The 23,130-nt window shown below is 71.6% G+C and carries 25 protein-coding genes; 15 read left to right on the forward strand and 10 right to left on the reverse strand.

All coding sequences use genetic code 11. The features are described 5' to 3' along the window. The first annotated feature begins 44 nt into the window (after positions 1-44). From BIU95_RS14540 to ald, 3 genes are all read left to right on the forward strand, one after another. Positions 45-986 (forward strand): sugar-binding transcriptional regulator, encoded by a 942-nt coding sequence (locus BIU95_RS14540; protein ID WP_017888463.1) that lies wholly within the window; start codon positions 45-47, stop codon positions 984-986. Between the two features lie 48 nt (positions 987-1,034). Beyond that, the gene (locus BIU95_RS14545; protein WP_083389395.1) at positions 1,035-1,994 is read left to right on the forward strand and encodes an AraC family transcriptional regulator; all 960 of its coding nucleotides are present in this window, start codon (positions 1,035-1,037) and stop codon (positions 1,992-1,994) included. A gap of 141 nt (positions 1,995-2,135) precedes the next feature. Continuing rightward, on the forward strand, positions 2,136-3,236 hold the full coding sequence (ald, locus tag BIU95_RS14550; RefSeq protein ID WP_017888465.1) for an alanine dehydrogenase: 1,101 nt from the start codon (positions 2,136-2,138) through the stop codon (positions 3,234-3,236). Between the two features lie 83 nt (positions 3,237-3,319). Here ald and BIU95_RS14555 read toward each other — a convergent pair whose 3' ends face one another. Further along, the gene (locus BIU95_RS14555; RefSeq protein WP_017888466.1) at positions 3,320-4,129 is read right to left on the reverse strand and encodes a tryptophan-rich sensory protein; all 810 of its coding nucleotides are present in this window, start codon (positions 4,127-4,129) and stop codon (positions 3,320-3,322) included. 153 nt (positions 4,130-4,282) lie between these two features. Between BIU95_RS14555 and BIU95_RS14560 the strand changes: the two genes are divergently transcribed. From BIU95_RS14560 to BIU95_RS14590, 7 genes are all read left to right on the forward strand, one after another. Then, positions 4,283-5,266 (forward strand): magnesium and cobalt transport protein CorA, encoded by a 984-nt coding sequence (locus tag BIU95_RS14560; protein ID WP_017888467.1) that lies wholly within the window; start codon positions 4,283-4,285, stop codon positions 5,264-5,266. Between the two features lie 79 nt (positions 5,267-5,345). Then, positions 5,346-7,457: an alpha-galactosidase gene (locus BIU95_RS14565; protein WP_071251995.1), complete on the forward strand. Its 2,112-nt coding sequence runs from the start codon at positions 5,346-5,348 to the stop codon at positions 7,455-7,457. A 100-nt stretch (positions 7,458-7,557) separates the two neighbouring features. Beyond that, on the forward strand, positions 7,558-8,841 hold the full coding sequence (locus BIU95_RS14570; RefSeq protein WP_017888469.1) for a chloride channel protein: 1,284 nt from the start codon (positions 7,558-7,560) through the stop codon (positions 8,839-8,841). A gap of 95 nt (positions 8,842-8,936) precedes the next feature. Beyond that, entirely contained in the window at positions 8,937-9,149 is a 213-nt protein-coding gene (locus BIU95_RS14575; protein WP_017888470.1) for an antitoxin, read from the forward strand. Between the two features lie 135 nt (positions 9,150-9,284). After that, on the forward strand, positions 9,285-10,577 hold the full coding sequence (locus BIU95_RS14580; RefSeq protein ID WP_071251996.1) for an aminotransferase class V-fold PLP-dependent enzyme: 1,293 nt from the start codon (positions 9,285-9,287) through the stop codon (positions 10,575-10,577). After that, a complete protein-coding gene (sufU, locus tag BIU95_RS14585; protein WP_017888472.1) occupies positions 10,574-11,023 on the forward strand; it encodes a Fe-S cluster assembly sulfur transfer protein SufU in 450 nt (149 codons plus the stop codon). The genes BIU95_RS14580 and sufU overlap by 4 nt, the downstream gene beginning before the upstream one ends. A 27-nt stretch (positions 11,024-11,050) precedes the next feature. After that, on the forward strand, positions 11,051-11,521 hold the full coding sequence (locus BIU95_RS14590; RefSeq protein ID WP_017888473.1) for a GNAT family N-acetyltransferase: 471 nt from the start codon (positions 11,051-11,053) through the stop codon (positions 11,519-11,521). Here the strand turns inward: BIU95_RS14590 and BIU95_RS14595 are convergent. Beyond that, positions 11,514-12,326, reverse strand: coding sequence for a hypothetical protein (locus BIU95_RS14595; RefSeq protein WP_071251997.1), 813 nt, complete (start codon positions 12,324-12,326; stop codon positions 11,514-11,516). The two genes, BIU95_RS14590 and BIU95_RS14595, sit on opposite strands and share 8 nt — an antisense overlap. A gap of 18 nt (positions 12,327-12,344) precedes the next feature. After that, complete coding sequence (locus BIU95_RS14600) at positions 12,345-13,397, reverse strand: zinc-binding alcohol dehydrogenase family protein (RefSeq protein WP_056070474.1); 1,053 nt, start codon at positions 13,395-13,397, stop codon at positions 12,345-12,347. A gap of 95 nt (positions 13,398-13,492) precedes the next feature. Here BIU95_RS14600 and BIU95_RS14605 point away from each other — a divergent pair, with 95 nt between their 5' ends. Continuing rightward, positions 13,493-14,068 carry a TetR family transcriptional regulator gene (locus BIU95_RS14605; protein ID WP_071251998.1) on the forward strand — a complete coding sequence of 192 codons (576 nt, stop codon included), beginning with the start codon at positions 13,493-13,495 and terminating at the stop codon, positions 14,066-14,068. Here the strand turns inward: BIU95_RS14605 and BIU95_RS14610 are convergent. Next, on the reverse strand, positions 14,022-14,477 hold the full coding sequence (locus BIU95_RS14610; RefSeq protein ID WP_071251999.1) for a GNAT family N-acetyltransferase: 456 nt from the start codon (positions 14,475-14,477) through the stop codon (positions 14,022-14,024). The genes BIU95_RS14605 and BIU95_RS14610 overlap by 47 nt on opposite strands. Positions 14,478-14,505: 28 nt before the next feature. Further along, positions 14,506-14,955: a MarR family winged helix-turn-helix transcriptional regulator gene (locus BIU95_RS14615; RefSeq protein ID WP_071252000.1), complete on the reverse strand. Its 450-nt coding sequence runs from the start codon at positions 14,953-14,955 to the stop codon at positions 14,506-14,508. A 62-nt stretch (positions 14,956-15,017) separates the two neighbouring features. On the opposite strand from BIU95_RS14615, the gene BIU95_RS14620 reads away from it, so the two are divergent. The 3 genes from BIU95_RS14620 (at position 15,018) to BIU95_RS14630 (ending at position 17,423) form a co-directional block, all read left to right on the forward strand. Further along, a complete protein-coding gene (locus BIU95_RS14620) occupies positions 15,018-15,386 on the forward strand; it encodes a VOC family protein (protein WP_017888480.1) in 369 nt (122 codons plus the stop codon). A gap of 137 nt (positions 15,387-15,523) precedes the next feature. After that, entirely contained in the window at positions 15,524-16,927 is a 1,404-nt protein-coding gene (locus tag BIU95_RS14625) for an LLM class flavin-dependent oxidoreductase (RefSeq protein WP_071252001.1), read from the forward strand. A gap of 4 nt (positions 16,928-16,931) precedes the next feature. Beyond that, complete coding sequence (locus BIU95_RS14630) at positions 16,932-17,423, forward strand: GNAT family N-acetyltransferase (protein WP_071252002.1); 492 nt, start codon at positions 16,932-16,934, stop codon at positions 17,421-17,423. Positions 17,424-17,429: 6 nt separating this feature from the next. Here BIU95_RS14630 and BIU95_RS14635 read toward each other — a convergent pair whose 3' ends face one another. From BIU95_RS14635 to BIU95_RS14650, 4 genes are all read right to left on the reverse strand, one after another. After that, the gene (locus tag BIU95_RS14635) at positions 17,430-18,197 is read right to left on the reverse strand and encodes an SGNH/GDSL hydrolase family protein (RefSeq protein ID WP_071252003.1); all 768 of its coding nucleotides are present in this window, start codon (positions 18,195-18,197) and stop codon (positions 17,430-17,432) included. Between the two features lie 75 nt (positions 18,198-18,272). Beyond that, on the reverse strand, positions 18,273-19,202 hold the full coding sequence (locus BIU95_RS14640; RefSeq protein ID WP_071252004.1) for an acetamidase/formamidase family protein: 930 nt from the start codon (positions 19,200-19,202) through the stop codon (positions 18,273-18,275). Continuing rightward, on the reverse strand, positions 19,199-20,605 hold the full coding sequence (locus tag BIU95_RS14645) for an APC family permease (RefSeq protein WP_071252005.1): 1,407 nt from the start codon (positions 20,603-20,605) through the stop codon (positions 19,199-19,201). The genes BIU95_RS14640 and BIU95_RS14645 overlap by 4 nt, the downstream gene beginning before the upstream one ends. 111 nt (positions 20,606-20,716) lie before the next feature. Further along, the gene (locus tag BIU95_RS14650) at positions 20,717-21,622 is read right to left on the reverse strand and encodes a proline iminopeptidase-family hydrolase (RefSeq protein WP_236559519.1); all 906 of its coding nucleotides are present in this window, start codon (positions 21,620-21,622) and stop codon (positions 20,717-20,719) included. Between the two features lie 87 nt (positions 21,623-21,709). Here BIU95_RS14650 and BIU95_RS14655 point away from each other — a divergent pair, with 87 nt between their 5' ends. Continuing rightward, positions 21,710-22,441: a FadR/GntR family transcriptional regulator gene (locus BIU95_RS14655; protein WP_017888487.1), complete on the forward strand. Its 732-nt coding sequence runs from the start codon at positions 21,710-21,712 to the stop codon at positions 22,439-22,441. Positions 22,442-22,502: 61 nt separating this feature from the next. On the opposite strand, the gene BIU95_RS14660 is transcribed toward BIU95_RS14655, so the two are convergent. Continuing rightward, positions 22,503-23,066 carry a VOC family protein gene (locus tag BIU95_RS14660; RefSeq protein WP_071252007.1) on the reverse strand — a complete coding sequence of 188 codons (564 nt, stop codon included), beginning with the start codon at positions 23,064-23,066 and terminating at the stop codon, positions 22,503-22,505. Positions 23,067-23,130: the final 64 nt, after the last annotated feature.

A 23,130-nucleotide genomic window follows, 5' to 3' on the forward strand; every position in this document is an offset into this window, starting at 1 on the left:
TGCGTTCGACAGATCGGAGCACCATGAGTGACGCGGCTCAGCCCATGCGCACGCAGCAGGCGCTGCGCGCCGCCCACCTGTACTACCTGCAGGACCTGACGATGGACGCGATCGCCGACGAACTCAGCACCTCGCGCTCGTCGGTGTCGCGGCTGCTGAAGTACGCCAGGGACACCGGGCTCGTCGACATCCAGATCCGGTCGCCCCTGGACCAGGCCGCCGCGCTGAGCCGGAGCATCCGATCCCGCTTCGGGGTGCACGCGCACGTCGTCCCGGTGCCGGACCACACGAGCGACGTCGACCGGCTCGAGCGCGTCGCACTGTCCGCCGCCCGGATCCTGACGCAGTACGTCGAGTCGAACATGGTGATCGGGATCTCGTGGGGTTCGACCGTGAGCGCGGTCAGCCGGTACCTGGTGCCGAAGACCACCCACGGCTCGACGATCGTGCAGATCAACGGCGCCGCGAACACCCGCACCACCGGCATCGTCTACGCGTCCGAGATCCTGCGGCGGTTCGGCGAGGCGTACGGGGCGTTCGTGCAGCAGTTCCCGGTGCCGGCGTTCTTCGACGACCCCGCGACGAAGGAGGCACTGTTCCGCGAGCGCTCGATCCGCCGCGTGCTCGACCTGCACGAGCGGATGGACCTCGTCGTGTTCGGTGTCGGCGCCCCGCAGGCCCCGGTGCCCTCGCACGTCTACTCCGGCGGGTACCTGGACCCCGAGGACCGCGATGAGCTCACGCAGGCCGGGGTCGTCGGGGACGTCTCGACGGTGTTCTACCGGTCCGACGGCTCGTGGAAGGACATCGGCGTGAACGCACGGGCCGGCGCTCCCGACCTCGACACGATCAAGCGCGCGCCCCGGCGGGTCTGCGTCGTCGCCGGGCGGTCGAAGGCGGCGTCACTGCGGGGTGCGCTGGCCGCCGGGCTGATCACGGACCTGATCCTCGACGAGAGCGTGGGGCAGGCGATCCTGCAGCCCTGAGTCGGGATCTGACGCAGTTTGTCGGTGGTCCGTCCTACGTTCTGGTGCATGGTGCTTTCTCTCGAACGGCCCGGGCCGCGGTACTTCCGGCGGATGGTCGGCAGCGACGTCGACCAGGCCCTCGCGTTCTTCACGGGCGACTACGACTTCCGTGCTCCCGTCGTCCGGCGCACCCACGAGAACGCCCACTGGGACTTCGCGGGCGTCGGTGACGAGCGGATGTCCCTGCGCTCGTCGCGGTTCATGGTCGACCTGCGCAGCGAGAGCCAGGTCGACGACGAGTTCCTGGTCGCGTGGCTGCGCAGCGGTTCGAGCCGGATCACCACGGGCGGCGAGACGTTCGAGCTCCAGGCCGGGGTGCCGGTCGTGCTGCCGTTCGCCGAGCCCTACGCCCTGCACCACCACGACATCGCCCTGAACCTGGTGCAGCTCGACCGCGACTTCGTCCGTGCCGTCGCCGGTGACGACGACTTCGCGTTCGAACCGATGCGCCGCCCGACCGCCGACGGCATCGCGCTGTGGCGATCGGTGGTGCGGAAGTACTCGGCCGTCTGGCTCGACGTCGAACAGGCCATGAGCCCGATGGTCCAGCACGACATCGCCGAGGCGTTCGCGACCGCGGCGATCCGTGCGTTCCCGCGGCGCAACAAGTGGCGTGCGTCGGTGTCCGGCAGCGGCCCCGAGCACGACCGCCTGCGCCGGGCGCTCGAGTTCGTGCACGAGCACGCGCGTGAAGCGATCGGCACGCCGGACATCGCGGCGGCGGCCGGCCTCAGCCCCCGCGGGTTGCAGCAGTCGCTCCGTCGGCACCTCGACCAGACGCCGGGGGAACTCCTGCGCGGCGTGCGGCTCGACGGCGCCCGGACGGACCTGGTCGGCGGTGCGCTGGACGAGACGACCGTGGCCGAGATCGCGCGGACGTGGGGCTTCGGGCACCTCGGTCGCTTCTCGGCGACCTACCGCAGCCGCTTCGGTGAGCTGCCGAGCGAGTCGCTGCGCGGGCACTGACCGACTGCTGCTGCGGACGGTTCCGCCGAATCTCGTGACACGGATCGCGCTGCCGCTGTCCGGATGTTCGGCTCAGCGCTGCTGTGGGCGAATCCGGTGCTGAATGGACGGGACGAACGCACCGCCCACGAAGGAGTCCGCATGCGCATCGGCGTCCCCACCGAGATCAAGAACAACGAGTACCGCGTCGCGGCCACCCCCGCCGGTGTCGCCGAGCTCGCATCGCACGGCCACCAGGTCCTGGTGCAGGCCGGCGCCGGGTCCGGTTCGGCGTTCACCGACGACGAGTACCGCACCGCCGGCGCCACGATCGTCGACACCGCGGCCGAGGTGTGGGAACGCGCCGAGCTGATCCTCAAGGTGAAGGAGCCGGTCGCGTCGGAGTACCCGATGATCCGCCCGGGGCAGGTGCTCTTCACCTACCTGCACCTCGCCGCAGACCGCCCCCTGACCGACGCCCTCATCGACTCGGGTGCGACGGCCATCGCCTACGAGACCGTGCAGCTGCCGGACCGCTCGCTGCCCCTGCTGTCGCCGATGTCCGAGGTCGCCGGGCGGCTGTCCGCCCAGGTCGGCGCGTTCCACCTGATGCGGACGAACGGCGGACGCGGACTGCTGCTCGGCGGGGTCCCCGGCACGCCGAAGGGCCGCGTGGTCGTCATCGGCGGCGGCGTCGCGGGGGAGCACGCCGCGACGATGGCGCTCGGCATGGGGGCCGACGTCACCGTGTTCGACATCAGCCTGCCGCGGCTCCGGGCCCTGGACGCCCGGTTCGACGGGCGTGTCACGACCCTGCGGTCGTCGGCGCACGCCATCGCCGAGGCCCTGCGCGACGCGGACCTGGTCATCGGCTCGGTGCTGATCCCCGGGGCCTCGGCTCCCAAGCTCGTCACCGACGCCATGGTCGCCGACATGCGACCCGGCTCGGTGCTGGTCGACATCGCGATCGACCAGGGCGGCTGCTTCGAGGGTTCCCGCCCGACGACCCACGACGACCCCACGTTCGCCGTGCACGACACCGTGTACTACTGCGTGGCGAACATGCCCGGCGCCGTCCCGCGCACGAGCACGATCTCGCTGACGAACGCCACGCTGCCCTACGCCGTCGCGATCGCCGACCGCGGGTGGGAAGCCGCGCTCGAGGCCGACCCCGCCCTCGCCGGAGGCCTGAACGTGCACGCCGGCCGGGTCACGAACGCCGCGGTCGCCGCCGCGCACGGCCTGGTCGTGTCCGCGCGCTGATTCTTCGCGCTGAGCGACACCTCACGGCCCAATCGCTGCGTGAGGTGTTGCTCAGCCCGAAACGACGCGCAGGCAGTCGCGCGTCAGGCCGCCACCGGAGCCGCCGCCCGACCGGCACGGCCGCCGACCCAGCCGGCGCGGGCCCGCACCACCACGGTCACCACGACCACGGCCGCCGCAGCCACCACGGCCGCCACCGCCGTCGGGACGGAGACGAGCGGCCCGTCGAACCGGGCCACCGCGACCCACGCCAGGCCCCACGCGACCGAGGCCATCGGTGCCAGGCGTCCCCGGCCCCACAGCGCGATGAGCACCCCGACGAGCCCGGCCACCGCGGCGACGAGCACGCCCCACGGGTCCTGTCCGAGTCCGAAGCCACGGAAGCCCGCCGCCGTCAGCACCGCGGCGGTGTTGGCGGCCGTCGCGACACAGACCCACCCGAGGTACAGCCCGAACGTGCCGTCGGTCAGGATCGCCTCGACCACGCCCCGGGACGGGGTCCGGCGCAGGATCGTGAACGTCCAGATCAGCACGACGAGCAGTGCGACGATGATCGGTTCGCTCGCCCACAGGAACCCGAACTGCACCGACAGGATCCACGCGGCGTTGAGCAGCAGGGAGAGCACCGCCGGCACCACCAGCCGCTCGTGCCGTTCGTCGTTCGCGGTGCGGAAGAGCTGCAGCACCGCGTAGCCGATGAGCCCGGCGTAGACCACACTCCAGATCGAGAAGGCCGGGCCGTCCGGGGCGATCGCGGTCGAGGACGCCGACAGGGCGCCACCGGCGGCGTCCTGGATGGGCGTGCCGCCGGCAGCGCCCGACCCCACGTACGCGCCGATGACGGCGACGACCGCGCTCACGGCCACCGCGATGCGCTTCCAGATCCTCTTCATGACAGTCCCTTTCGTCAGCATGCTGATGACCTGCACCGTAGGCGGCCGGTGGCGGCGGTCGTGCAGCGCGCGTTCAGGCAGGACGCGGGGCGTGTGGCGGAGCCGGCACGGGCCTCCAGGCCGGAGACCGGCCACCCTGCGTACGGTGGGCGCGTGAGCGTCGAACTGAACACCGTCTACATCGACCGGATCGCCCCGATCGCGAGTCCGTCCCTCGACGACACCTTCCGGATGCTCGACGAGCAGGGCGCCAGTGCGTGCATCGTCCTGCACCAGCCCGACGCCCAGGAACTCGGCGACGTCGCGGTCGCCCTCGGTCTGCACGAGCTCGCCGTCGAGGACTCCGCCGAGGGGCACCAGCGACCGAAGCTCGAGCGCTACGGATCGACGCTGTTCGTGGTGCTCAAGCCCGCGCTGTACAACGACCAGCAGGAAGAGGTGGCGTTCGGCGAGGTGCACGCCTTCGTCGGTGAGACGTTCTTCCTCGTCGTGGTGAAGGCCGACCCGCGGGGCAAGCAGACCGTTCCCCGGGCACTGCAGCGGATGAGCGGCAAGCCGGGTCTGGTGACGGTCGGGCCGCAGGCGCAGCTCTGGGCGCTCATGGACTCCATCGTGGACGGCTACGTGCCGGTGATCGACGGGCTCGAAGAGGACATCAACCAGATCGAGGACCAGCTGTTCTCCGGCGAGGCCGGGGTGTCCCGCCGGGTGTACGAGCTGTTCGGCGAGGTCGTCGACTTCCAGCGTGCAGCGCGTCCACTCGTCTACATCATCGAGAACCTGCACCGCGGTGCCGAGAAGTACCACCTGCCGGTGGAGATGCAGCGCCGGTTCCGCGACGTCCTCGACCACTCGATCCGGGTGGTGGAGCGGCTCGACACCTTCCGGCAGCTGCTGCAGAACGCCCTGACCGTCGACTCCACCCTGGCGGCCCAGAAGCAGAACGACGACACGAAGAAGATCTCCGGCTGGGCGGCGATCCTGTTCGCACCGACGCTCATCGCCGCGATCTACGGGATGAACTTCACGCACATGCCCGAACTCGGCTGGACGTGGGGGTACCCGCTGTCGATCGTCGCGATGGTCCTGTTCGCGGCGATCCTGTACGTGGTGTTCAAGGTGAAGCGCTGGTTCTGAGCCGCGCCGCAGCCGGATTTGCAGCGGACGGCCCCGGACCGGAAAGCTCTGACGTGCAACGACGCCGACTGGAGCCCGCATGCCGCACGAACTCGTCCACCTGAGCGCCGGTGGCGTCTCGCTCGTCCTCGACTGCCGCGACGACGCGCTCCCCGCCGTCGTGCACTGGGGAGCGGCGCTCGGCCCGCTCGACACCGCCGCGCTGACGGCCCTCGCCGACGCCGACGTCACCCCGGTGTCCCCGAACGAGATGGACGCCCCCGTCCGCCTGTCGGTGCTGCCCGAACCGCACCGGGGCTGGAGCGGCCGTCCGGGGCTCGCCGGGCACCGGGACGGTGCCGACTGGTCGCCGGCGTTCACGGTGACGGCCCTCGCGGTCACGGACACCACGGTCACCGCCGACGCCGCGGACACCACCGCCGGGCTCACGATCCGGGTGGTGGTCGAGATGCTCGGCTCCGGGCTCGTGCGGGCCCGGGCGAGCGTGACGAACACCGTCGACGGTGCCTACACCGTCGACGACCTGACGCTCGCGATGCCGATCCCGTCGGGGGCCCGCGAGATCCTGGACTTCGCCGGCCGCTGGGGCAAGGAACGGACCCCGCAGCGCCGGGAACTCGTCGTCGGCACCCACCAGCGCGAGGGACGGAAGGGCCGCACCGGCACCGACGCGGCGACCGTGCTGACGGTGGGGGAGCCGGGCTTCGGCTTCGCCCGCGGCCAGGTCTGGGGCGTCCACACCGCGTGGAGCGGGAACCACCGGCACCACGCCGAACGGCTCGCCACCGGCCGCCAGGTCATCGGCGGCGGCGAACTCCTGCTGCCCGGCGAGGTCCGGCTCGACACCGGTGCCACCTACGAGGGGCCGTGGGTGTACTTCGCGCACGGCGACGGACTCGACGACCAGGCCCGACGGTTCCACCGCTGGCTCCGCAGCCGCCCGCAGCACCCGACGACGCCGCGCCCGACGACGATCAACGTGTGGGAGGCCGTGTACTTCGACCACGACCTGGCCCGCCTCGTCGACCTCGCCGAGCGTGCTGCGGCCCTCGGCGTCGAACGCTACGTGCTCGACGACGGCTGGTTCCGCGGGCGCCGCGACGACCACGCCGGCCTCGGCGACTGGTACGTCGACGAGGACGTCTGGCCGGACGGGCTCGGACCCCTGGTCGACCGCGTCCGTGCACTCGGCATGGAGTTCGGCCTGTGGTTCGAACCCGAGATGGTGAACGAGGACAGCGACCTCGCCCGCGCCCACCCGGAGTGGATCCTGCAGGCCGACGGACGACTGCCCGCGCGCTCCCGCGACCAGCAGGTGCTCAACCTGGCGATCCCCGAGGCCTTCGCGTACGTGCTCGAGCGGATGACGGCGATCATCGGCGAGTACGGCATCGAGTACGTCAAGTGGGACCACAACCGCGACCTCGTCGAGGCGGGCTTCCCCGGTGGCGGTGCAGCGGTCCACGAGCAGACCCTCGCGGCGTACCGGTTGATGGCCACGCTCGGCGAGCGGTTCCCGGCGCTCGAGATCGAGTCGTGCTCGTCGGGTGGCGGCCGCGTCGACCTCGGCGTCATCGAGCACACCGCGCGGGTGTGGGTGTCTGACGACATCGACCCGCTCGAGCGTCAGCAGATGCACCGGTGGACGCAGCAGCTCCTGCCGCCGGAGCTGCTCGGCTCGCACATCGCCAGCGGCCGGAACCACACCACCGGTCGGGTCCACGACCTCGCCTTCCGCGCCGGTACCGCCCTGGTCGGGCACCTCGGCATCGAGTGGGACCTGGCCGGTGCGACCGCCGAGGAGTCCCGGGCGCTCACCGAGTGGATCGCGCTGTACCGGGAGCTCCGCCCGCTCCTGCACGGCGGCGACCTGGTGCGCTCGGACGAGGTCGACGACTCGCGGCTCGTGTACGGCACGGTCACGCCGGACCGGCAGCAGGCGGTCTTCTTCCTGGCGAGCATCGGGCGCTCCGAGGTGTCCGGCACCGGCCGGGTCACCTTCCGCGACCTCGACCCGGACACGTCGTACCGCGTCGACCCCGTGGTCATCGGGGCCGGCCATGACCTGGTTCGACCGGACTGGTGGTCCGGCCCGCGCGTCTTCAGCGGACGGGTGCTCGGCACGGTCGGCCTGCAGCCGCCGCTCATGCCGGCCGAGGGCGTGGTGCCGTTCCGGGTGACGGCCGTCTGACGGCGGGTGGTCGGGACACCCGGCCTGGAGGCCCGCCCCGCGTCCGGCGGGCCCGTCGCGGTCCGTCATCGGGTGCGTCCGGCCCGTTAGGCTTCCGGTCATGCCGCACTCCGGACACGCGACCCCGGTCTGGGCCCTCAAGCTCGCCGTCGTCACCGCCCTGGTGGGCGTCTCCGGCGGCATCGCCGGCATCGCGGTCTGGCTCGCGCTCCAGCTCATCCAGTTCGTCGCCTTCGGGTACGGGTTCGGTGGGCACCTCGAGGCGGCCGACGCCCCCTCCGGGCTGAACCGGTTCCTCGCGCTCACCGCCGCCGGGGTCCTGACCGGGTTCGCCTGGTGGGCGCTCCGTCGGTGGGGTCGTTCGATCGTCTCGGTCACCGCGGCCGTCGACGGCAAGCGGATGCCCGCCCTGGCGACGCTCGCGAACGCCGGCGTCCAGATCCTGGCCGTGGGGCTCGGGGCGTCCATCGGCAAGGAAGTCGCGCCGCGCGAGGTCGGGGCCTGGCTCGCCCAGCTCGTCACCCGTCGTGCGGGGCTGACGGCGCGCGAGACGAAGATCCTCGTGGCCTGCGGTGCCGCGGCCGGCCTCGCCGCCGTGTACGACGTGCCCCTCGGCGGTGCCCTGTTCGCGGTCGAGGTCCTGCTCGGCGAGATCAGCTTCGCGACCGCGCTGCCCGCCTTCGCCACGAGTGCCGTCGCCGCCATCACCGCCCGGCTCGTGATCCCGGACGAGGTGCTCTACCACGTGCCCGCGATGCACCTGTCGCCGTCGCTGCTGGTCTGGGCGATCGTCGTGGGGCCGGTGCTCGGGCTCGCCGGGGTCGGGTTCGTGAAGCTGACCAACCGACTGCAGGGCATCGCGCCGAAGGGCTGGCACCTGCTCGTCGTGCTGCCGCTGGTGTTCGCGATGGTCGGGCTCATCGCGATCCCGTTCCCGGAGATCCTCGGCAACGGGCGGGCGCTCGGCCTCGTCGCGATGAACAGCGCCCTGGACGATTCGTCGTTCGCCGGTCTCTCGCCGGTGGTGTTCCTGCTGCTGCTCGGGGTCCTGCGGACCGTGACCACCTCGGCCACCATCGGCGCTGGTGCGGTCGGTGGCACGCTGACCCCCTCGATCGCGATCGGTTCGGCGATCGGCGGCGGACTGGGTGGCGCGTGGCTGCTGCTCTGGCCGGCTGACGGCCCGAGCCTGGCGGCCTTCGCGTTCGTCGGTGCCGCGGCCTTCCTCGCCACCACCATGCGCGCACCGTTCACGGCGCTCGTGCTCGTCGTCGAGTTCACGCAGCAGGGCACCGACATCCTCGTGCCCTCGTTGCTCGCGGTGTCCGGCGCGGTCGCCGTCGGGTACGTCCTCGCCCGTCGTCGCAGCGCCCAGATGGTGTGAGGACCCCGGACGTTCCGGTGCGGACGGCGGCCCAGGGGCCTACTGTCGGCGCCAGGACGGAGCGACGGGCTCCGCACCGAGACGAGGAGCAGCCGATGGCGGGGTTCGACGACATCACGAAGAAGGCCCAGGAGTTCCTGAAGGACGGCAAGGTCCAGGACGCCCTGAAGAGCGAGAAGGCCGAGGACGTCAGCGACAAGGTGCTCGGCGGCGTGGCCGACGCGGTCAAGAAGGCCACGGGCGGCAAGTACGACGACAAGATCGACGGCGCCCGCGACGCAGCGGACGAGAAGATCGGCAACGAGTAACGAACGACGTGCGACGGCCCAGGTCCCGGCGTGGTCCTGGGCCGTCACCGTGCCGACTGGACGCGGTCGGGAACAACGGACACCATGGACGGGTTGCTCCGGACAGCAGCACCAGGAGGACGAGACGTGACAGTCGTGGCGCCGAACCAGCCGCTCACCGAGACCGAGGTCGAGGCGATCAAGCAGGACTTCCCGATCCTCGCGCAGGACGTGAACGGGCAGCCGTTGGCGTACCTGGACTCCGGGGCGACGGCGGAACGCCCGCGTCAGGTCCTCGACGCTGAGCGACGCTTCCTCGAGCACGACAACGCCGCCGTCCACCGCGGTGCGCACACGCTCGCGGCGCTCAGCACCGACGCCTACGAGGACGCCCGTGCCACCGTCGCCGGGTTCATCGGCGCGGCTGCCCCGGCCGAGGTCGTCTGGACCGAGAACGCCACCGACGCCCTCAACCTCGTCGCCTACGGCATGGCCAACGCCAGCCGCGGTCGCGGGGGCGTCGACGCCGCACGCTTCCGGCTCGGCGCCGGCGACGAGATCCTGGTGACCGAGGCCGAGCACCACGCCAACCTCGTGCCGTGGCAGGAACTCGCAGCCCTGACCGGTGCGACCCTGCGCTGGATCCCGGTCGCCGACGACGGCACCTGGACCGCCGACGACGCCGCAGCGCTGGTCACCGACCGCACGAGGGTCGTCGCGTTCTCGCACGTCTCGAACGTCACCGGGATGATCGCCCCCGTGGAGCAGGTCGTCGGCCTCGCCCACGCCCGCGGTGCCCTCGTGGTGCTCGACGCCTGCCAGTCCGCGCCGCACCGTCCCCTCGACGTGCAGCAGCTCGGTGTCGACTTCGCCGCGTTCTCCGGGCACAAGATGCTCGGCCCGAACGGCATCGGCGTGCTCTGGGGACGGAGCGAGCTGCTCAACGCCCTGCCGCCGTTCCGCACCGGCGGCTCGATGATCACCACCGTGACGATGGAGGGCTCCGAGTTCATGCCGGCGCCCGAGCGGTTCGAGGCCGGCACGCAGCCCGTGTCCCAGGCGGTCGCCCTGGCCGAGGCCGTGCGCTACCTGCAGGGCATCGGCATGGAACGGGTCCGCGCCCACGAGGAGCACCTCGCCCGCCGGATGCTCGTCGGCCTCGCTGCCGTGCCCGGCATCCGCCTGGTCGGCCCGCCCGCCGGTGTCCCGCGCTCCGGCCTGGTGTCCTTCGACGTCGACGGTGTGCACGCCCACGATGTCTCGCAGTACCTCGACGCGCAGGGCATCGCCGTGCGCTCCGGCCACCACTGCGCCCAGCCCCTGCACCGCCGGCTCGGCCTCGTCGCGACGAGCCGTGCCAGCACGTACGTGTACACGACCGAGCACGACGTCGACCGGTTCCTCGCAGCCGTCGCCGAGATCCGCGACTACTTCGGAGCGACCGCGTGAACGCCCTCGACAGCCTGTACCAGCAGGTCATCCTCGACCACGCGAAGGCGCGGCACGGCGACGGTGCGATGTCGGACGCGGACGCCTCGCACTTCGAGCGGAACCCCACGTGCGGCGACGAGATCACGGTCAGCCTGCGGCTCGAAGCCGGCACCGACCGCATCGCCGGGCTCGCCTGGCAGGGTGACGGCTGCTCGATCTCGATGGCCTCGGCATCGGTCCTCACCGACATGGCCGTCGGCCGCACGGTGCCCGAGTTCCTCGCACTGACCGAGGAGTTCCGCACCATGATGCGCTCACGCGGCGTCGGTGAACCCGACGAGGACGTCCTCGAGGACCTCGTCGCCTTCCACGGCGTCTCCAAGTTCGTCATGCGCGTCAAGTGCGGCATGCTCGCCTGGGTCGCGGCGGAAGCCGCCGCGCGCGAGGCGACCGCGTCCCGCTGAGCCGGGTGCGGCCACGCATGGGGCGCGATGATCTTCGAGACGGAGCGACCCGGCGCAGGCCGGGCCGACGCGATCGTGCGGGCCTACCTGACCGAGGTCGCGTCGCGGTGGTACGGGCGCGCGGCGACGTCGGCCGAGGTCGACCGTGCGCTCGACGAGGAGCCGTACGACGACCTGCAGGGTGACTCCGGGGTGTTCGTCGTCGCGAGTGAAGGGGAAGCCGCTGTCGCCTGCGCCGGCGTGCGCTTCGTCGGTGCCGTCGGCGAGCTGACGAAGGTGTTCACACTGCCGGAACACCGCGGCCGAGGCATCGGTTCGGCGCTCCTGCGCCACGTGGAGGACTTCTGCCGAGACCGCGGGACCACGTCGCTGCGGCTGGACACGCGGGCCGAGCTCGCCGAGGCCTGTGCGCTCTACGAACGGCTCGGCTTCGTCCGGGTGTCGCCGTTCAACGATGATCCGTACTCGGACCGCTGGTACGCGAAGCGGATCAGCTGATGACGCCGATCTCACGCAGCGCGTCACCGACGCTGATGCGCTCGTTCCGATCCTGCGCCTGCGCCCAGCGGGCCTCCGCGCGCGCGATGGCCTGCTCGTCGAGACCGAGGAGCTCGTAGAGCCCGTCGAGCTCACGCGGTGCGAGGTGCATGAACCGCAGCGGGAACTTCCGTTCGGGGCTCGCGTAGCTCTGCTGGGCGAGCTGGTCGAGGACGCCCGGATCGGTCTCTCGCTGTTCCATGAGCAGGACGACGGTTCGTGACCTCGTCGCCGTGAGGAAGGCCGACCGCACGTTCTCGTCCGGATCGGTCGCCAGTGCGATCTCGACGGCGAGGGGGAGGCCCTCTTCGCACGCGAGTTCCCACCGCTGCGAGGTGTCGCCGTGGATCGCCGTGAGCATGTCCGGATGGACGCCGAGGCCGCGCTCGCCGCGTTCCGGTCGCAGCGAGGTCGGGCGGGGGCCGTCCCCGACGCGGGCTGTGGGGAAGCCGACGCCCGTGTACACGGTGTGGGCGATCGGCAGGAACTGGAGCGCCTCGTGCAGTGCGGTCGCAGCGTCCTGCACCGCGGAGGCGGTCACGTCTCCGTCGGCGACCTGGAGCGCCGTGGCGTAGGCGGACAGTGCCGCGTGCTGCTGGTCGATGGCTCGGGCGAACATCTCCTTGCCCCTGGCGGCGTCGCCGAGGAGCCGCGGGTCCAGGTGCAGCGTGACGGCGCTCGGGTCCTGCAGGTGTCCCCGTGGCGTGCCTCCGCCCGACATCGTGAAGCTGAAGGTCTCGTCGTCGGGCACGTCGGCATCGGTCATGCTCCCGACGCTATCGGCTCAGGGGAGCGTGACGACGAGCTTCCGGGCGGAGACACCGGCGCGGAGCCCGGCCAGGGCGTCGGGGATCGCGGCGAGTCCCGATCCGACGACGGAGGCGGTCGGGGTGGCACGGTAACGACCCGTGCGGAGCGCTTCGGGCAGGAAGTCGCGGTAGATCGCCGGGCCGACCTCGGACTCCGTCGGGCGGCCGCCCCAGATCGCAGTGACGTGGACCCCGTGTCGGCGCTCGAGCCGCGCACGGATCGTCGTCACCGGTGTCGGGTACGCGGATGCGAGCCGGCCGGAGCCGGTGGCCGTCCGGACGATCGGGAGCGTGCGGGTCAACGAACCCTGACCGAAGGCGAGGGTGCCGGCGAGCTCCCGGTCGGCGAGTGCGTCGAGGATGCGGCGTGCGGCACCGTCGTCGCGGTAGTCGAACACGGCCTCGGCCCCGAGGTCCTGCACGAACCCGTGGTTCTTCGGCGATGCGGTGCCGATCACGGCGTACCCGGCGGCCCGGGCGAGCTGGACGGCGTTGGCACCGACGCTCGTGGACGCACCCCACACCAGGACGACGCCGTCGCGGTCGACCGTGTCTGCCGTCGGCAGTGACAGTGCGAGCTGGTCCGGTTCGAAGAGACCGGCCGCTGCGGTCGAGACGGCGAGTGGCAGGACCGCCGCCTGCTCGGCGGACAGGTCGTCGGGCACCGGGGTCGTCACGCGTTCGAGCAGCAGGACCTGGTGCTGGAAGGCGCCTTCGGCAGCGCTGTTCCGGTGCTGCTCCTGCCCCGCGGCGTGCCCGACGACCCGGTCGCCCACGCGGAAGCGCTCGACGTCCGGGCCGATCGCGACGACCGTGCCGGCGACGTCCGAGCCGAGGACCGCGGGGAACCGCAGCTTCGGGAACACCAGGTGCCGGAAGAGCCCGCCGACGGCGTCGACCGGGTTGACCGCGACGGCCTCGGCGCGGACGACGAGTTCGCCGGGGCCGGGCTGGGGGACCGGTGCGGGCCCGACGGTGAACCGCCCGGTCGACGTGGTCCAGAGTGCTGCGTTGCCCGATGGCGACATGGTGTCCCGATCTCTTGCTCGAAGTGAGTCATGACACGACGTGTCATCGTCCAGTCAACCATGACACGACGTGTCATCACCACTACTGTGGACACATGCGTTGGTCTCCGGATGCCCGAGGGCGACTCGAGCGTGCGGCGTTCGAGCTCTTCGCCGAGCAGGGCTACCAGGCGACGACCGTGCCGCAGATCACCGCACGGGCCGGCCTGACGACCCGCACCTTCTTCCGGTACTTCGCCGACAAGCGCGAGGTGATCTTCGCCGGTGACGAGATCCCCGACCTCGCCCGGGCTGCCATCGAGGGCGCGCCGACCGGGATCGACCCGCTCGACATCGTCGTGCACGGCCTCTGCACCGTCGCCGACGAGCGGTTCGAGGGGCGGCACGGCGAGGTCGGCTCGGTGCGGCGGCTGGTGCTGTCCGAGTCCTCGCTCCGGGAGCGCGACGCCCGGAAGCGTGCCGACCTGACGGACGCGGTGCGCGAGGCCTTCGTCCACCGCGGGCTCGATCCGTCCGAGGCGGCGGTCATCGCCGAGACGACCGTGATGCTGTTCCACCTGGCCCTCGAGGCCTGGCTCACCGGACCGGCCGAGCGCCGGATGGCCGACGTGGTCGACGAGCAGCTCAGTGCGCTCCGTGGGGTGCTCGATCGGCGGCCCGAAGCGTCATGAACACGTCGACGCCGTCGTCGGTGTCGAGCACGAAGCCGTGTCGTTCGTAGAGTCGGCGAGCCGGGCTGCCCACCAGCACGTTGAGCCGCGTCGGGCCGTCGTGGGGCTCGTCGAGGACGGCGCGCAGCACGGTCGACCCGACCCCACGGCCCTGGACGTCGGGCGCGAGGTAGAAGTGCTCGACCCAGCGGACGCCGTCCTCGTTGCGCACGGTGATCGAGCCCACGTCGCGGCCGTCGACCACGACGATGCGGGTCAGCTGTGGCTGGAACGCGTCGCGGAGGCGCTGTCGCACACGCGCCTCGTCGAACACCTCGAGTCGTGTCAGGTCGTCGCGCAGCACCACGGCCCGGAGCTCGACGAGCCACTCGAGGTCTTCGGTGGTGCTGTTCCGCAGTGCGACGTCCATCCGCTCAGCCTACGAACCCCGCGAGCGCTCAGACCGCACTGCGGAGTGAAGCGACCATGCTCCGCAGGATCTGACGGGCCTCGGTCTGCTCGTCCGCGGTCAGGTCGGCGAGCATCCGCTGCTCGACCCCGCGGATCGCCGCACTCGCCTGCGCCAGGCTCCGTCGTCCGCTGTCGGTCAGCTGCGTGGGGAGCGCCTTGCCGACCGACGGCTCGGTGGCACGGGTGACGAAGCCGTCCCGCTCCAGGGTCTGCAGCAGCACGTTCATCGACTGCCGGGTGACGAACGTGCCGCGCGCGAGCTCGGAGTTCGACAGGCCGGGTCGCTGCGCCAGCAGTTCGAGGCAGGAGTAGTGCGTCACCGTCATGCCGAGTGGGCGCAGCACGGCTTCCATCGAGGCACGGAGGGCGCTCGCGGTCTCCTTGAGCAGGTAGCCGATCGACGTCTCGAGGTGGATGCCGGTGTCGTCTTGACGCATGTCAGTAGTCTGACATAGCTTGTCCCATGTCAGAAGACTGACACGAACCTGAGGAGCACCACATGCCCGTCACCGGCCCCGACTTCATCTCCCTGCAGACCCGCGACCTCGATGCCTCGCAGGCGTTCTACGAGCGGTACCTCGGTCTCGTCCGCTCCCAGGCAGGCCCGCCGCACGCCGTCGTGTTCGAGACGACGCCGATCGCCTTCGCCCTGCGTGACATCGTCCCCGGCACGGACCTCGACGCGGTGGCACAGCCCGGCATCGGCGCCGCGATCTGGCTGCACGCGACCGACGTCCAGGCGATCCACGACGCGCTGGTGGCCGACGGGCACCGGATCGTCTCGGCGCCGATCGACGGCCCGTTCGGCCGGACGTTCACGTTCGCCGACCCCGACGGCTACCACGTCACGCTCCACGACCGCGCCTGAGCACCGGAGCCGACCACGCGTCGGGCGCGGGCGGCGCGCCGGACGCGGGGCGGGCCTCCAGTCCGTCGCCGGAGCCGACCGTCACGCTTCGTCACGATCCGTGACGGTCCGAGGTGTCCGACGTAGCGTCTCGACCCGTGACCACCAGCAGCGAGCACCGGCAGATCCGCTTCAACGCGTTCGACATGAACTGCGTCGCGCACCAGTCCTCCGGACTGTGGCGGCACCCCCGCGACCGGTCGCGGGACTACCGCGACCTGACCTACTGGACCGACCTGGCGAAGACGCTCGAGGGCGGGGCGTTCGACGGCATCTTCATCGCCGACGTCCTGGGCACCTACGACGTGTACGGCGGCTCGAACGAGGCCGCGCTCCGCACCGGGTCGCAGGTGCCCGTGAACGACCCGATCCTGCTCGTGTCGGCGATGGCGTCGGTGACCGAGCACCTGGGCTTCGGCATCACGGCCGGCACCGCGTACGAGCACCCGTACCCGTTCGCCCGACGCATGTCGACGCTCGACCACCTGACGAAGGGCCGGGTCGGCTGGAACGTCGTCACCGGGTACCTGCCGAGCGCCGCACGCAACATGGGCCAGACGGACCAGCTGTCGCACGACGACCGGTACGACGTGGCGGACGAGTACCTCGAGGTCCTCTACAAGCTGTGGGAGGGCTCGTGGGAGGACGACGCCGTCGTCGCCGACCGCGAAGCCGGGGTCTTCACGGACCCGGCGAAAGTGCACCCGATCGAGCACCACGGCACGCACTTCGACGTGCCCGGCATCCACCTGTCCGAACCGTCCGTGCAGCGCACGCCCGTCATCTACCAGGCGGGCGCGTCGCCGCGCGGCATCCGCTTCGCCGCGGAGAACGCGGAAGCGGTCTTCGTGGGTGCACCGACCGTCGAGCAGCTCGCGTCGACCGTCGCGAAGGTCCGGGACGCCCTGGAGGCAGCTGGTCGCGACCGGTACGCAGCCCGCGTCTACACGCTGCTCACCGTGATCACGGACGCCACCGACGAGCTGGCCCAAGCGAAGTACGAGGACTACCTGTCGTACGCGTCGGAGCTCGGTGCGCTGGTGCTCAACTCCGGCTGGATGGGCGTCGACCTGTCGCAGTGGGACCCGGACCAGCCCCTCGGCGACGTCGAGTCGAACGCGATCCAGTCGGCGGCGGCGAACATCGCGGCAGCGACCGGCGAGGACGGGTCGAAGTGGACGATCCGCGACCTGGCGCGGCAGACGGCGATCGGCGGGCTCGGCCCGGTGGCGGTCGGTGGGGGAGCGACCATCGCCGACCGGCTGCAGGAGATCCAGGAGCTGACCGACGTCGACGGCTTCAACCTGGCGTACGCGGTCACCCCGGGCACGTGGGAGGACGTCATCGAGTTCGTGATCCCGGAACTCCGTGCCCGCGGGGCCTACCCGAAGGAGTACGAGCCGGGTTCGCTCCGGCAGAAGCTGCACGGCCGCGGGGACCGGCTGCCCGACGAGCACCGTGGGGCGTCGTTCAGGATCGGGAGCCGGGCGGTCGTAGGCTGATCGGGTGATCGAGTCGTCCGTGGTCGTACGTCCTGCGGCCCCGGACGAGACCGACACCTGCATCGACCTGTGGGCTGCGGCCGTGGCGGCCCGTGACGGCGTCGCCGAGGACCCGGCGGTCCGGGAGCGCGCCCGGCAGAAGTTCGCCGCTGACCACGTCGCCTGGCTGGTGGCGCCCGGACCGGACGGCGCGGTGGACGGCTTCGTGCTGGTCACGGCACCCGGCACCGGACGGTCGACGGACCCGGCGGACGCCGCCTACCTGTCGTTGCTCGCGGTGCGTCCCGGCGTGCAGGCCCGCGGGGTCGGACGGTCGCTGCTGTCCGAGGCCGTGCACGATGCCCGGGCTGCCGGCCACCCGCGCGTGGTGCTGCACGTGCTCGGCGACAACGACCGGGCGGTGCGGCTGTACGAGGCGGGCGGCTTCGTGGCGACGGGCGACGAGTTCGCGCACGCGCTGAGCGGCGTCACCACCCGCGTGTACGTCGCGGGCTGACGCTGGCTACGCGTCCCGACCGTGCACCGGCGTCCACGTCGGGTAGGTCGCCGAACGCCCGTCGCCCGACGACGTGCGGGTGATCCGGCGCTGCAGCCACGGCAGGACGTACTCGCGGTAGTAGCGGAGCTCTTCTCCCAGGCGGGCCCGGGTGGCGCCGGCGTCCGCGGGCTCGAGCGGCGCGGGGCCGTCGAGGACCGCGTGCAGCGCCAGGTCCGCGACGCGCTGGTGCCCGGTGGCGTTCATGTGCAGCCGGTCGTCCGACCAGAACTCGGCGCGGCCGAGGTGCGGGTCGCGGGAGACGTCGACGAACGGCAGACCGCGGCGCCGGGCGAGGGTGCCGAGCGCCTCGGCCCAGGCATCACCGCGGCGGTTGATCAGGGATCCGAGGGGCAGGCGGGCGCTCGGGTCAGCCGGGCTGAAGAGTGCCAGGCGCGCCCCGGTGGCCTCGACGCGGTCGGCGGCAGTCTCGACCTGCCCGATCAGCGCGTCCACCTCGAAGCGCGGGCGCAGCAGGTCGTTGCCGCCGGCGCAGAAGGTGATCAGGGTCGGCGCCGGGTCGAGCGCGAGTGCGGCCTCGAGTTGACCGTCGAGGACGCCGGCGAGCAGTCGGCCGCGCACCGCGAGGTTCGCGTACGAGACGTGGGCGTCCGAGGCTCCCGCCATCGCGCTCGCGAGCCGTCCGGTCCAGCCGGGGAACGGAGCGGGTCCGGCGTCGCCGATGCCCTCCGAGAAGCTGTCGCCGATCGCGACGTAGCGGATGGTGTCGTGCATGCGCCCATCATCGTGCACATGCCTGTGCAGGTTCCCGGCACGACAGTCGTACCGGGAACCCGCATCAGCGAACCCTCACAGCACCGACTTCGGGACCCGGTGCAGGGTGACTGCGCCGACGGCGGCGAAGGGGTGCAACGGGTCCGGCGCGGTGGAGCCGGTCGGCCCGCCGAGCTTCGAGTCACCGACCGCGCTGAGCACCGCGTAGGCGTCCTCGGCGGTCCAGCCGTGCTCGTCGACGAGGAACGCGAAGGCGTCCTCGTACCCGCGCCGGACGCTCTCCTGCACGGGGTCGCCGAGACCGACGAACAGCCAGCCGTCAGCGGTCTCGATGCGGGGTGCGCGGAGCACGGGGCCGCCCTTGACCAGGTCGACGGAGACGATCGCGGTGCCCTGGGCCTCGATGGCGACGAACGACGACTCGCCCTCGGCCATGAGCGCGTGGATGTCGCCGATCGACAGCAGTGCGCCGGGGACCCGGACGGGCAGGGACACGGTCGAGCCGGGGCGGGCCTCGGTGACGTCCATGTTGCCGCCCTCCGGGTAGGCCGGCATGATCGTCGAGTTCTCACCCTCGGCCGGGGCCGTCCCGATGCACCCGATCATCGGCCGCACGGGGAACCGGTGCCGGTCGGACACCTGCACCGTGCCGTCCGAGATCCGGCATCGGCGGGCGAAGACCCGGTCGCCCATCACGTGCTGCAGGGCCCCGGAGCCGGGCAGGGACACCGACCACCCGTGCGTGGTCAGCTCGATGGCGTGGATGGTCACCACGAGGGTGTCGCCGGGTTCTGCCCCCTCGACGAACACCGGGCCGGTCACCGGGTTGATCGGTGCCTGCAGCTGCGCCATGTCGTGGTGCTGGTCGAGTTCGGCGTAGACGGCGTCGGTGGTCTCGAAGCCGATGGTCTCGCCGGTGCCGGGGCGGACCCGCAGCACGGGCTCCCGGTCTGCGGAGAACCCGGGGCGGCCGAGGGTGTTCGGCAGGAAGTGGTCCGGGGTCATCGTGCGTCCTCCGTCGTCGGTTCTGCTTCCGAGCCGACCTCGGTGGAACGGCCGGTGCGTCGGTAGTACAGGAACACGGCCGCGCCGACGATCAGCCAGACGATGCCGCCGACCTTCGCCTCGACCGCGGCGTTCAGCAGGACGTACCCGATGATCAGGAACCCGATCAGCGGCACGACCAGGTGCAGCAGCCAGTTGCGCGACTTCCCCTTGACGACGTGGTGCACGAAGACGGACACGTGCAGGAGCATGAAGCCGAACAGCGCGCCGAAGTTCACGAGCGACGAGATCGTGTCGATCTGCCCGACGAAGAACAGCACCAGGATCGCGGACAGCACCGAGACGACGATGATCGCGTTCTGCGGCACCTGGCGACCGTTGAGCTTGTGCAGGAACGCGGGCAGCTGACGGTCGCGGCTCATCGAGAAGAGGAGGCGGCTCGTCGCGGCCTGCGCGGCCATGGCGTTCGCGATGCCGACGGCGAGCACGTTGACGGCGAAGAACGCGGTGGCCCACCCGCTCGACGACGCCTGCTCGACGATGGTGAAGAAGGCGTTTCCGGCCTCACCCTTCGGGAACGCGTCACGACCCCCGGCGATGGCGCTGGCGAGCCAGGTCTGCAGGATGAACAGGAACGCCACGATGACGAGCGCCAGGATCATCGCCGTGCCGGCTCCGCCACGACGGCCGGTGGACTCCTCGGACAGGGTGGAGATGCCGTCGAAGCCCAGGAAGCTCAACACCGCGATCGACAGCGCCGACGCGATGAGCGGGGCCGACACCTTGGCCGGGTCCCAGATCTGCGCGGTGCTGAAGGACGCGTCCGGAATAGTGCCGCCGGTCAGCGCGACGATCGCGATGACGACGAAGATCGCGACGAAGACGAGCTCGATGAGCAGGAAGATGCGGTTCGCGAGCTTGAGCGAGGACACCCCGGCCAGGTTGATGACGGTGTTGATCGCGACGAACACGAGCGCCCACAGCCAGCGGGGCGTGCCCGGGAAGATGCCGACCATGCTCTCGGCGGCGAACACGTAGAGCAGCGTCGGGACGAGCAGGTAGTCGAGCAGGATCGCCCAGCCTGCGAAGAACCCGGCGGTGGGGTGGATGCCGCGGCCGACGTACGAGAACACGCTGCCGGCGAGGGGGATCGACTTCGCCATCTGCGCGTAGGCCAGAGCGGTGAAGATCATCGCGACGAGGCCGACCAGGTACACCAGCGGCACCATGCCGCTGGAGGCGTTGTAGACGGTCCCGAAGATCGCCCACGGGGCGATCGGGACCATGAAGACCAGCCCGTAGATGAGCAGGTCGGTGGTGCTGACGGAGCGCTTGAGCTCTTGCTTGTAGCCGTAGGCCTCGAGCTGCTGCTGTGCGGAGAGCTCGCTGTGCTGCTGCGACATGTCGGGTTCCGTTTCGGGTGGAGGGACGGGTGCGGCTGTGGGGGTGGGGACTTCCGGTCTGGAGGCGCGGGGCGGGCCCGCCCCGCGCCTCCAGGGATGGTCGTGGCCGGGTCAGGCGTCGTCGTGCGCGGCCAGGAAGGCCGCGACGACCCGGCGGAACTCCGCCGGCTGCTCCAGGTGCGAGCAGTGGCTCGCGTCGGGGAAGACGTGCTGTCGGACGTCGGCGATCCGCTCGACGAACGGGGCCCACGTGGCGGGGGTGGCCTCGTCGTGCTCGCCGGCGACGACGAGCGTCGGCACGGCGACGCGGTCGAGCCGGTCGACGATGGTCCAGTCGCGCATCGTGCCGACGACGTGGAACTCGTTCGGGCCGTTCATCGTGTGGTAGACCGTCGGCTCGCGCTCCATCTGCTCCTCGGAGTCGACGAAGTCCGGATGGCTCGGGACCACGCGGCAGACGTGCCGCTCGTAGAAGACCTGCGTCGCCGCAAGGTACTCGGGGTCGTCGACGGTGCCGGCCGTCTCGTGCCGGGTCAGGGCGTCCTGCACGTCGGCGGGCAGCTGCGCGCGGAGCTCGGCGGCGCCGTCGACCCAGAGCTGCATCGACGCGGGGGAGTTGCAGATCGCCAGCGAGCGGAGGCCCGCGGGCTGCTGCACTGCGATCTCTGCGCCGAGCATGCCGCCCCACGACTGCCCGAGCACGTGGTGGTCGCCGAGCCCGAGGTGCTCGACCAGGGCGGCGTACTCGTCGACGAACAGCTGCGGCTGCCAGGTGTCGGCCGGGGCGTCCGGGCGGTGGGTGCTCCGGCCGCAGCCGAACTGGTCGTGGTGGACGACGGTCCGGCCGGTCTCGTCGGCCAGGGCCGCGAGGTTCCGGAGGTAGTCGTGGGCCATGCCGGGCCCGCCGTGCAGGACGACGAGGGGCAGCGCGCCGGCGACCGGGGTGTCGGGCGTGGTGACCCGGTACCAGGTCTCGCCGTCGCGGAACGGCATCGTGGATTCGGTGATGCTGGACATGGGGGTCAGCATGGAGCGGAAAAAGGTCCCACGCAATACCTTTTCTGCTGCCTTAACGTGGTCGTAACACCGTGAAGGGGGGTCCGTGTGTCCGATCGTGCGACCGAGACGCGCGTCGACGAGGTCGAGGACCGCCTCGTGACCGCCGTCGCCGTGGGCGAGTACCTGCCCGGCGCGAACCTGCCGCCGGAACGCGAACTGGCCGGCCTGCTCGGCGTCGCCCGGGTCACCGTTCGCAGTGCGATCGCCCGGCTCGTCGAACGGGGGCTGCTCGAGACCCGTCGAGGCCGGGGCGGTGGCACGTTCGTCCGCACCGAGTGGCCGGACAGCTCGTCGGACGCCGTCGGGCGGGTGCTGCTCGCCCGGTGGGAGGCGATCCAGGACACCGCCGACGCCATCGCGCTGCTGCACGGGGCGCTCGCCACGGCCGCCGCGGAACGGGTGACCCCGGAGGACGCCGCCCTGATCCGGGCACGGCTCGAGGTGTTCCGCGACGCCACCTCGGGCCTCGAGAAGCAGCAGGCCGACGCCGTGCTGCACCGGACGATCATCGACGCCGCGCGGAACGACGCCCTGCGGACGGCGCTCGCCGGGTTGGAGGCGCAGATCTCCATCGCCGCTCCGGCGCACCTGTGGGGCACGGCCGAGGGCATGGCGGAGATGGAGACCCGTGCGCTCCACGAGCACGAACGGCTGGTGGACGCGGTGTGTTCTGGCCGCGCACCCGAGGCGGGCGTGATCGCCCGGCAGCACGTCGGGATCGACGTCGAACTGCTCGAACGGGCCGTGCGGCGGACGGGGCAGGTGCCCCGGCACTGAGGGGCGGTCTGCTGGTCGGTGTGTTGCTTCTCGGTTGGTCGGTCGGTGCGGCGGTTGCTCGTCAGTGCACGGCGGGTGCCGGCACCGGGTAGACGTCGTCCGGCATCGGCCACGGCGCCCACTTCGGCCGCGGCGCGTGCACCAGGTACGGCTGCGGCGTCGGGTAGCTGACGAGCTCGAGCGTCGATCCCCACGGCGTGCGGGTGTACACGAACCGGTTGCCGGGCCCCGCCTCGTCACCACGCAGGTCGCGGGGGTCGGAGTTCCGGGTGCCCCCGGCCGCCTCGACCCGGGCGAGCGTCTCGTCCAGGTCGTCGGCGTAGATCGCCAGGTGCTGCCACCCCAGGTCGGACGGGTGTGCGGCGTGCCGCTGCTCGGGTCCCAGGTACTCGAACAGCTCGAGCCCCGGGCCTTCGGGCAGCGCGAGCATCCGCATGGCCCCCTGCGCCATGGTGCTCGGGATCCCGAGGTACCCGTGGGCCTCGGGACTGCTGTTCGGCATCTCGTCACGACGGCGCATGTCGTACAGGACGACGGCGTCGAACGCCGCCTCGAAGAACTCCGTGGCTGCGTCGATGTCCGGCACCGTGACGCCCACGTGATCGATCCTGATTCCCCTGCTCATGGTCGATTCGTACCACCGGCAGTCGCCACCGCTTCTGTCCGTGCGGGGTGCGTGCGGGGTGCGT

The organism is Curtobacterium sp. MCBA15_007 (assembly GCF_001864905.1).
Taxonomy (GTDB): Bacteria; Actinomycetota; Actinomycetes; order Actinomycetales; family Microbacteriaceae; genus Curtobacterium; species Curtobacterium poinsettiae.

Bases quoted from the DNA above. Each gene is read 5' to 3' on its own strand.
- BIU95_RS14575 (WP_017888470.1), top strand. From the start codon at position 8,937: ATGGCGGGGTTCGACGACATCACGAAGAAGGCCCAGGAGTTCCTGAAG.
- BIU95_RS14650 (WP_236559519.1), bottom strand. From the start codon at position 21,622: ATGTCCAGCATCACCGAATCCACGATGCCGTTCCGCGACGGCGAGACC.
- BIU95_RS14615 (WP_071252000.1), bottom strand. From the start codon at position 14,955: ATGCGTCAAGACGACACCGGCATCCACCTCGAGACGTCGATCGGCTAC.
- BIU95_RS14545 (WP_083389395.1), top strand. From the start codon at position 1,035: ATGGTGCTTTCTCTCGAACGGCCCGGGCCGCGGTACTTCCGGCGGATG.
- ald (WP_017888465.1), top strand. From the start codon at position 2,136: ATGCGCATCGGCGTCCCCACCGAGATCAAGAACAACGAGTACCGCGTC.
- BIU95_RS14600 (WP_056070474.1), bottom strand. From the start codon at position 13,397: ATGTCGCCATCGGGCAACGCAGCACTCTGGACCACGTCGACCGGGCGG.
- BIU95_RS14590 (WP_017888473.1), top strand. From the start codon at position 11,051: ATGATCTTCGAGACGGAGCGACCCGGCGCAGGCCGGGCCGACGCGATC.
- BIU95_RS14645 (WP_071252005.1), bottom strand. From the start codon at position 20,605: ATGTCGCAGCAGCACAGCGAGCTCTCCGCACAGCAGCAGCTCGAGGCC.
- BIU95_RS14570 (WP_017888469.1), top strand. From the start codon at position 7,558: ATGCCGCACTCCGGACACGCGACCCCGGTCTGGGCCCTCAAGCTCGCC.
- BIU95_RS14620 (WP_017888480.1), top strand. From the start codon at position 15,018: ATGCCCGTCACCGGCCCCGACTTCATCTCCCTGCAGACCCGCGACCTC.
- BIU95_RS14555 (WP_017888466.1), bottom strand. From the start codon at position 4,129: ATGAAGAGGATCTGGAAGCGCATCGCGGTGGCCGTGAGCGCGGTCGTC.
- BIU95_RS14640 (WP_071252004.1), bottom strand. From the start codon at position 19,202: ATGACCCCGGACCACTTCCTGCCGAACACCCTCGGCCGCCCCGGGTTC.
- BIU95_RS14610 (WP_071251999.1), bottom strand. From the start codon at position 14,477: ATGGACGTCGCACTGCGGAACAGCACCACCGAAGACCTCGAGTGGCTC.
- BIU95_RS14540 (WP_017888463.1), top strand. From the start codon at position 45: ATGCGCACGCAGCAGGCGCTGCGCGCCGCCCACCTGTACTACCTGCAG.
- BIU95_RS14565 (WP_071251995.1), top strand. From the start codon at position 5,346: ATGCCGCACGAACTCGTCCACCTGAGCGCCGGTGGCGTCTCGCTCGTC.
- BIU95_RS14660 (WP_071252007.1), bottom strand. From the start codon at position 23,066: ATGAGCAGGGGAATCAGGATCGATCACGTGGGCGTCACGGTGCCGGAC.
- BIU95_RS14605 (WP_071251998.1), top strand. From the start codon at position 13,493: ATGCGTTGGTCTCCGGATGCCCGAGGGCGACTCGAGCGTGCGGCGTTC.
- BIU95_RS14635 (WP_071252003.1), bottom strand. From the start codon at position 18,197: ATGCACGACACCATCCGCTACGTCGCGATCGGCGACAGCTTCTCGGAG.
- BIU95_RS14595 (WP_071251997.1), bottom strand. From the start codon at position 12,326: ATGACCGATGCCGACGTGCCCGACGACGAGACCTTCAGCTTCACGATG.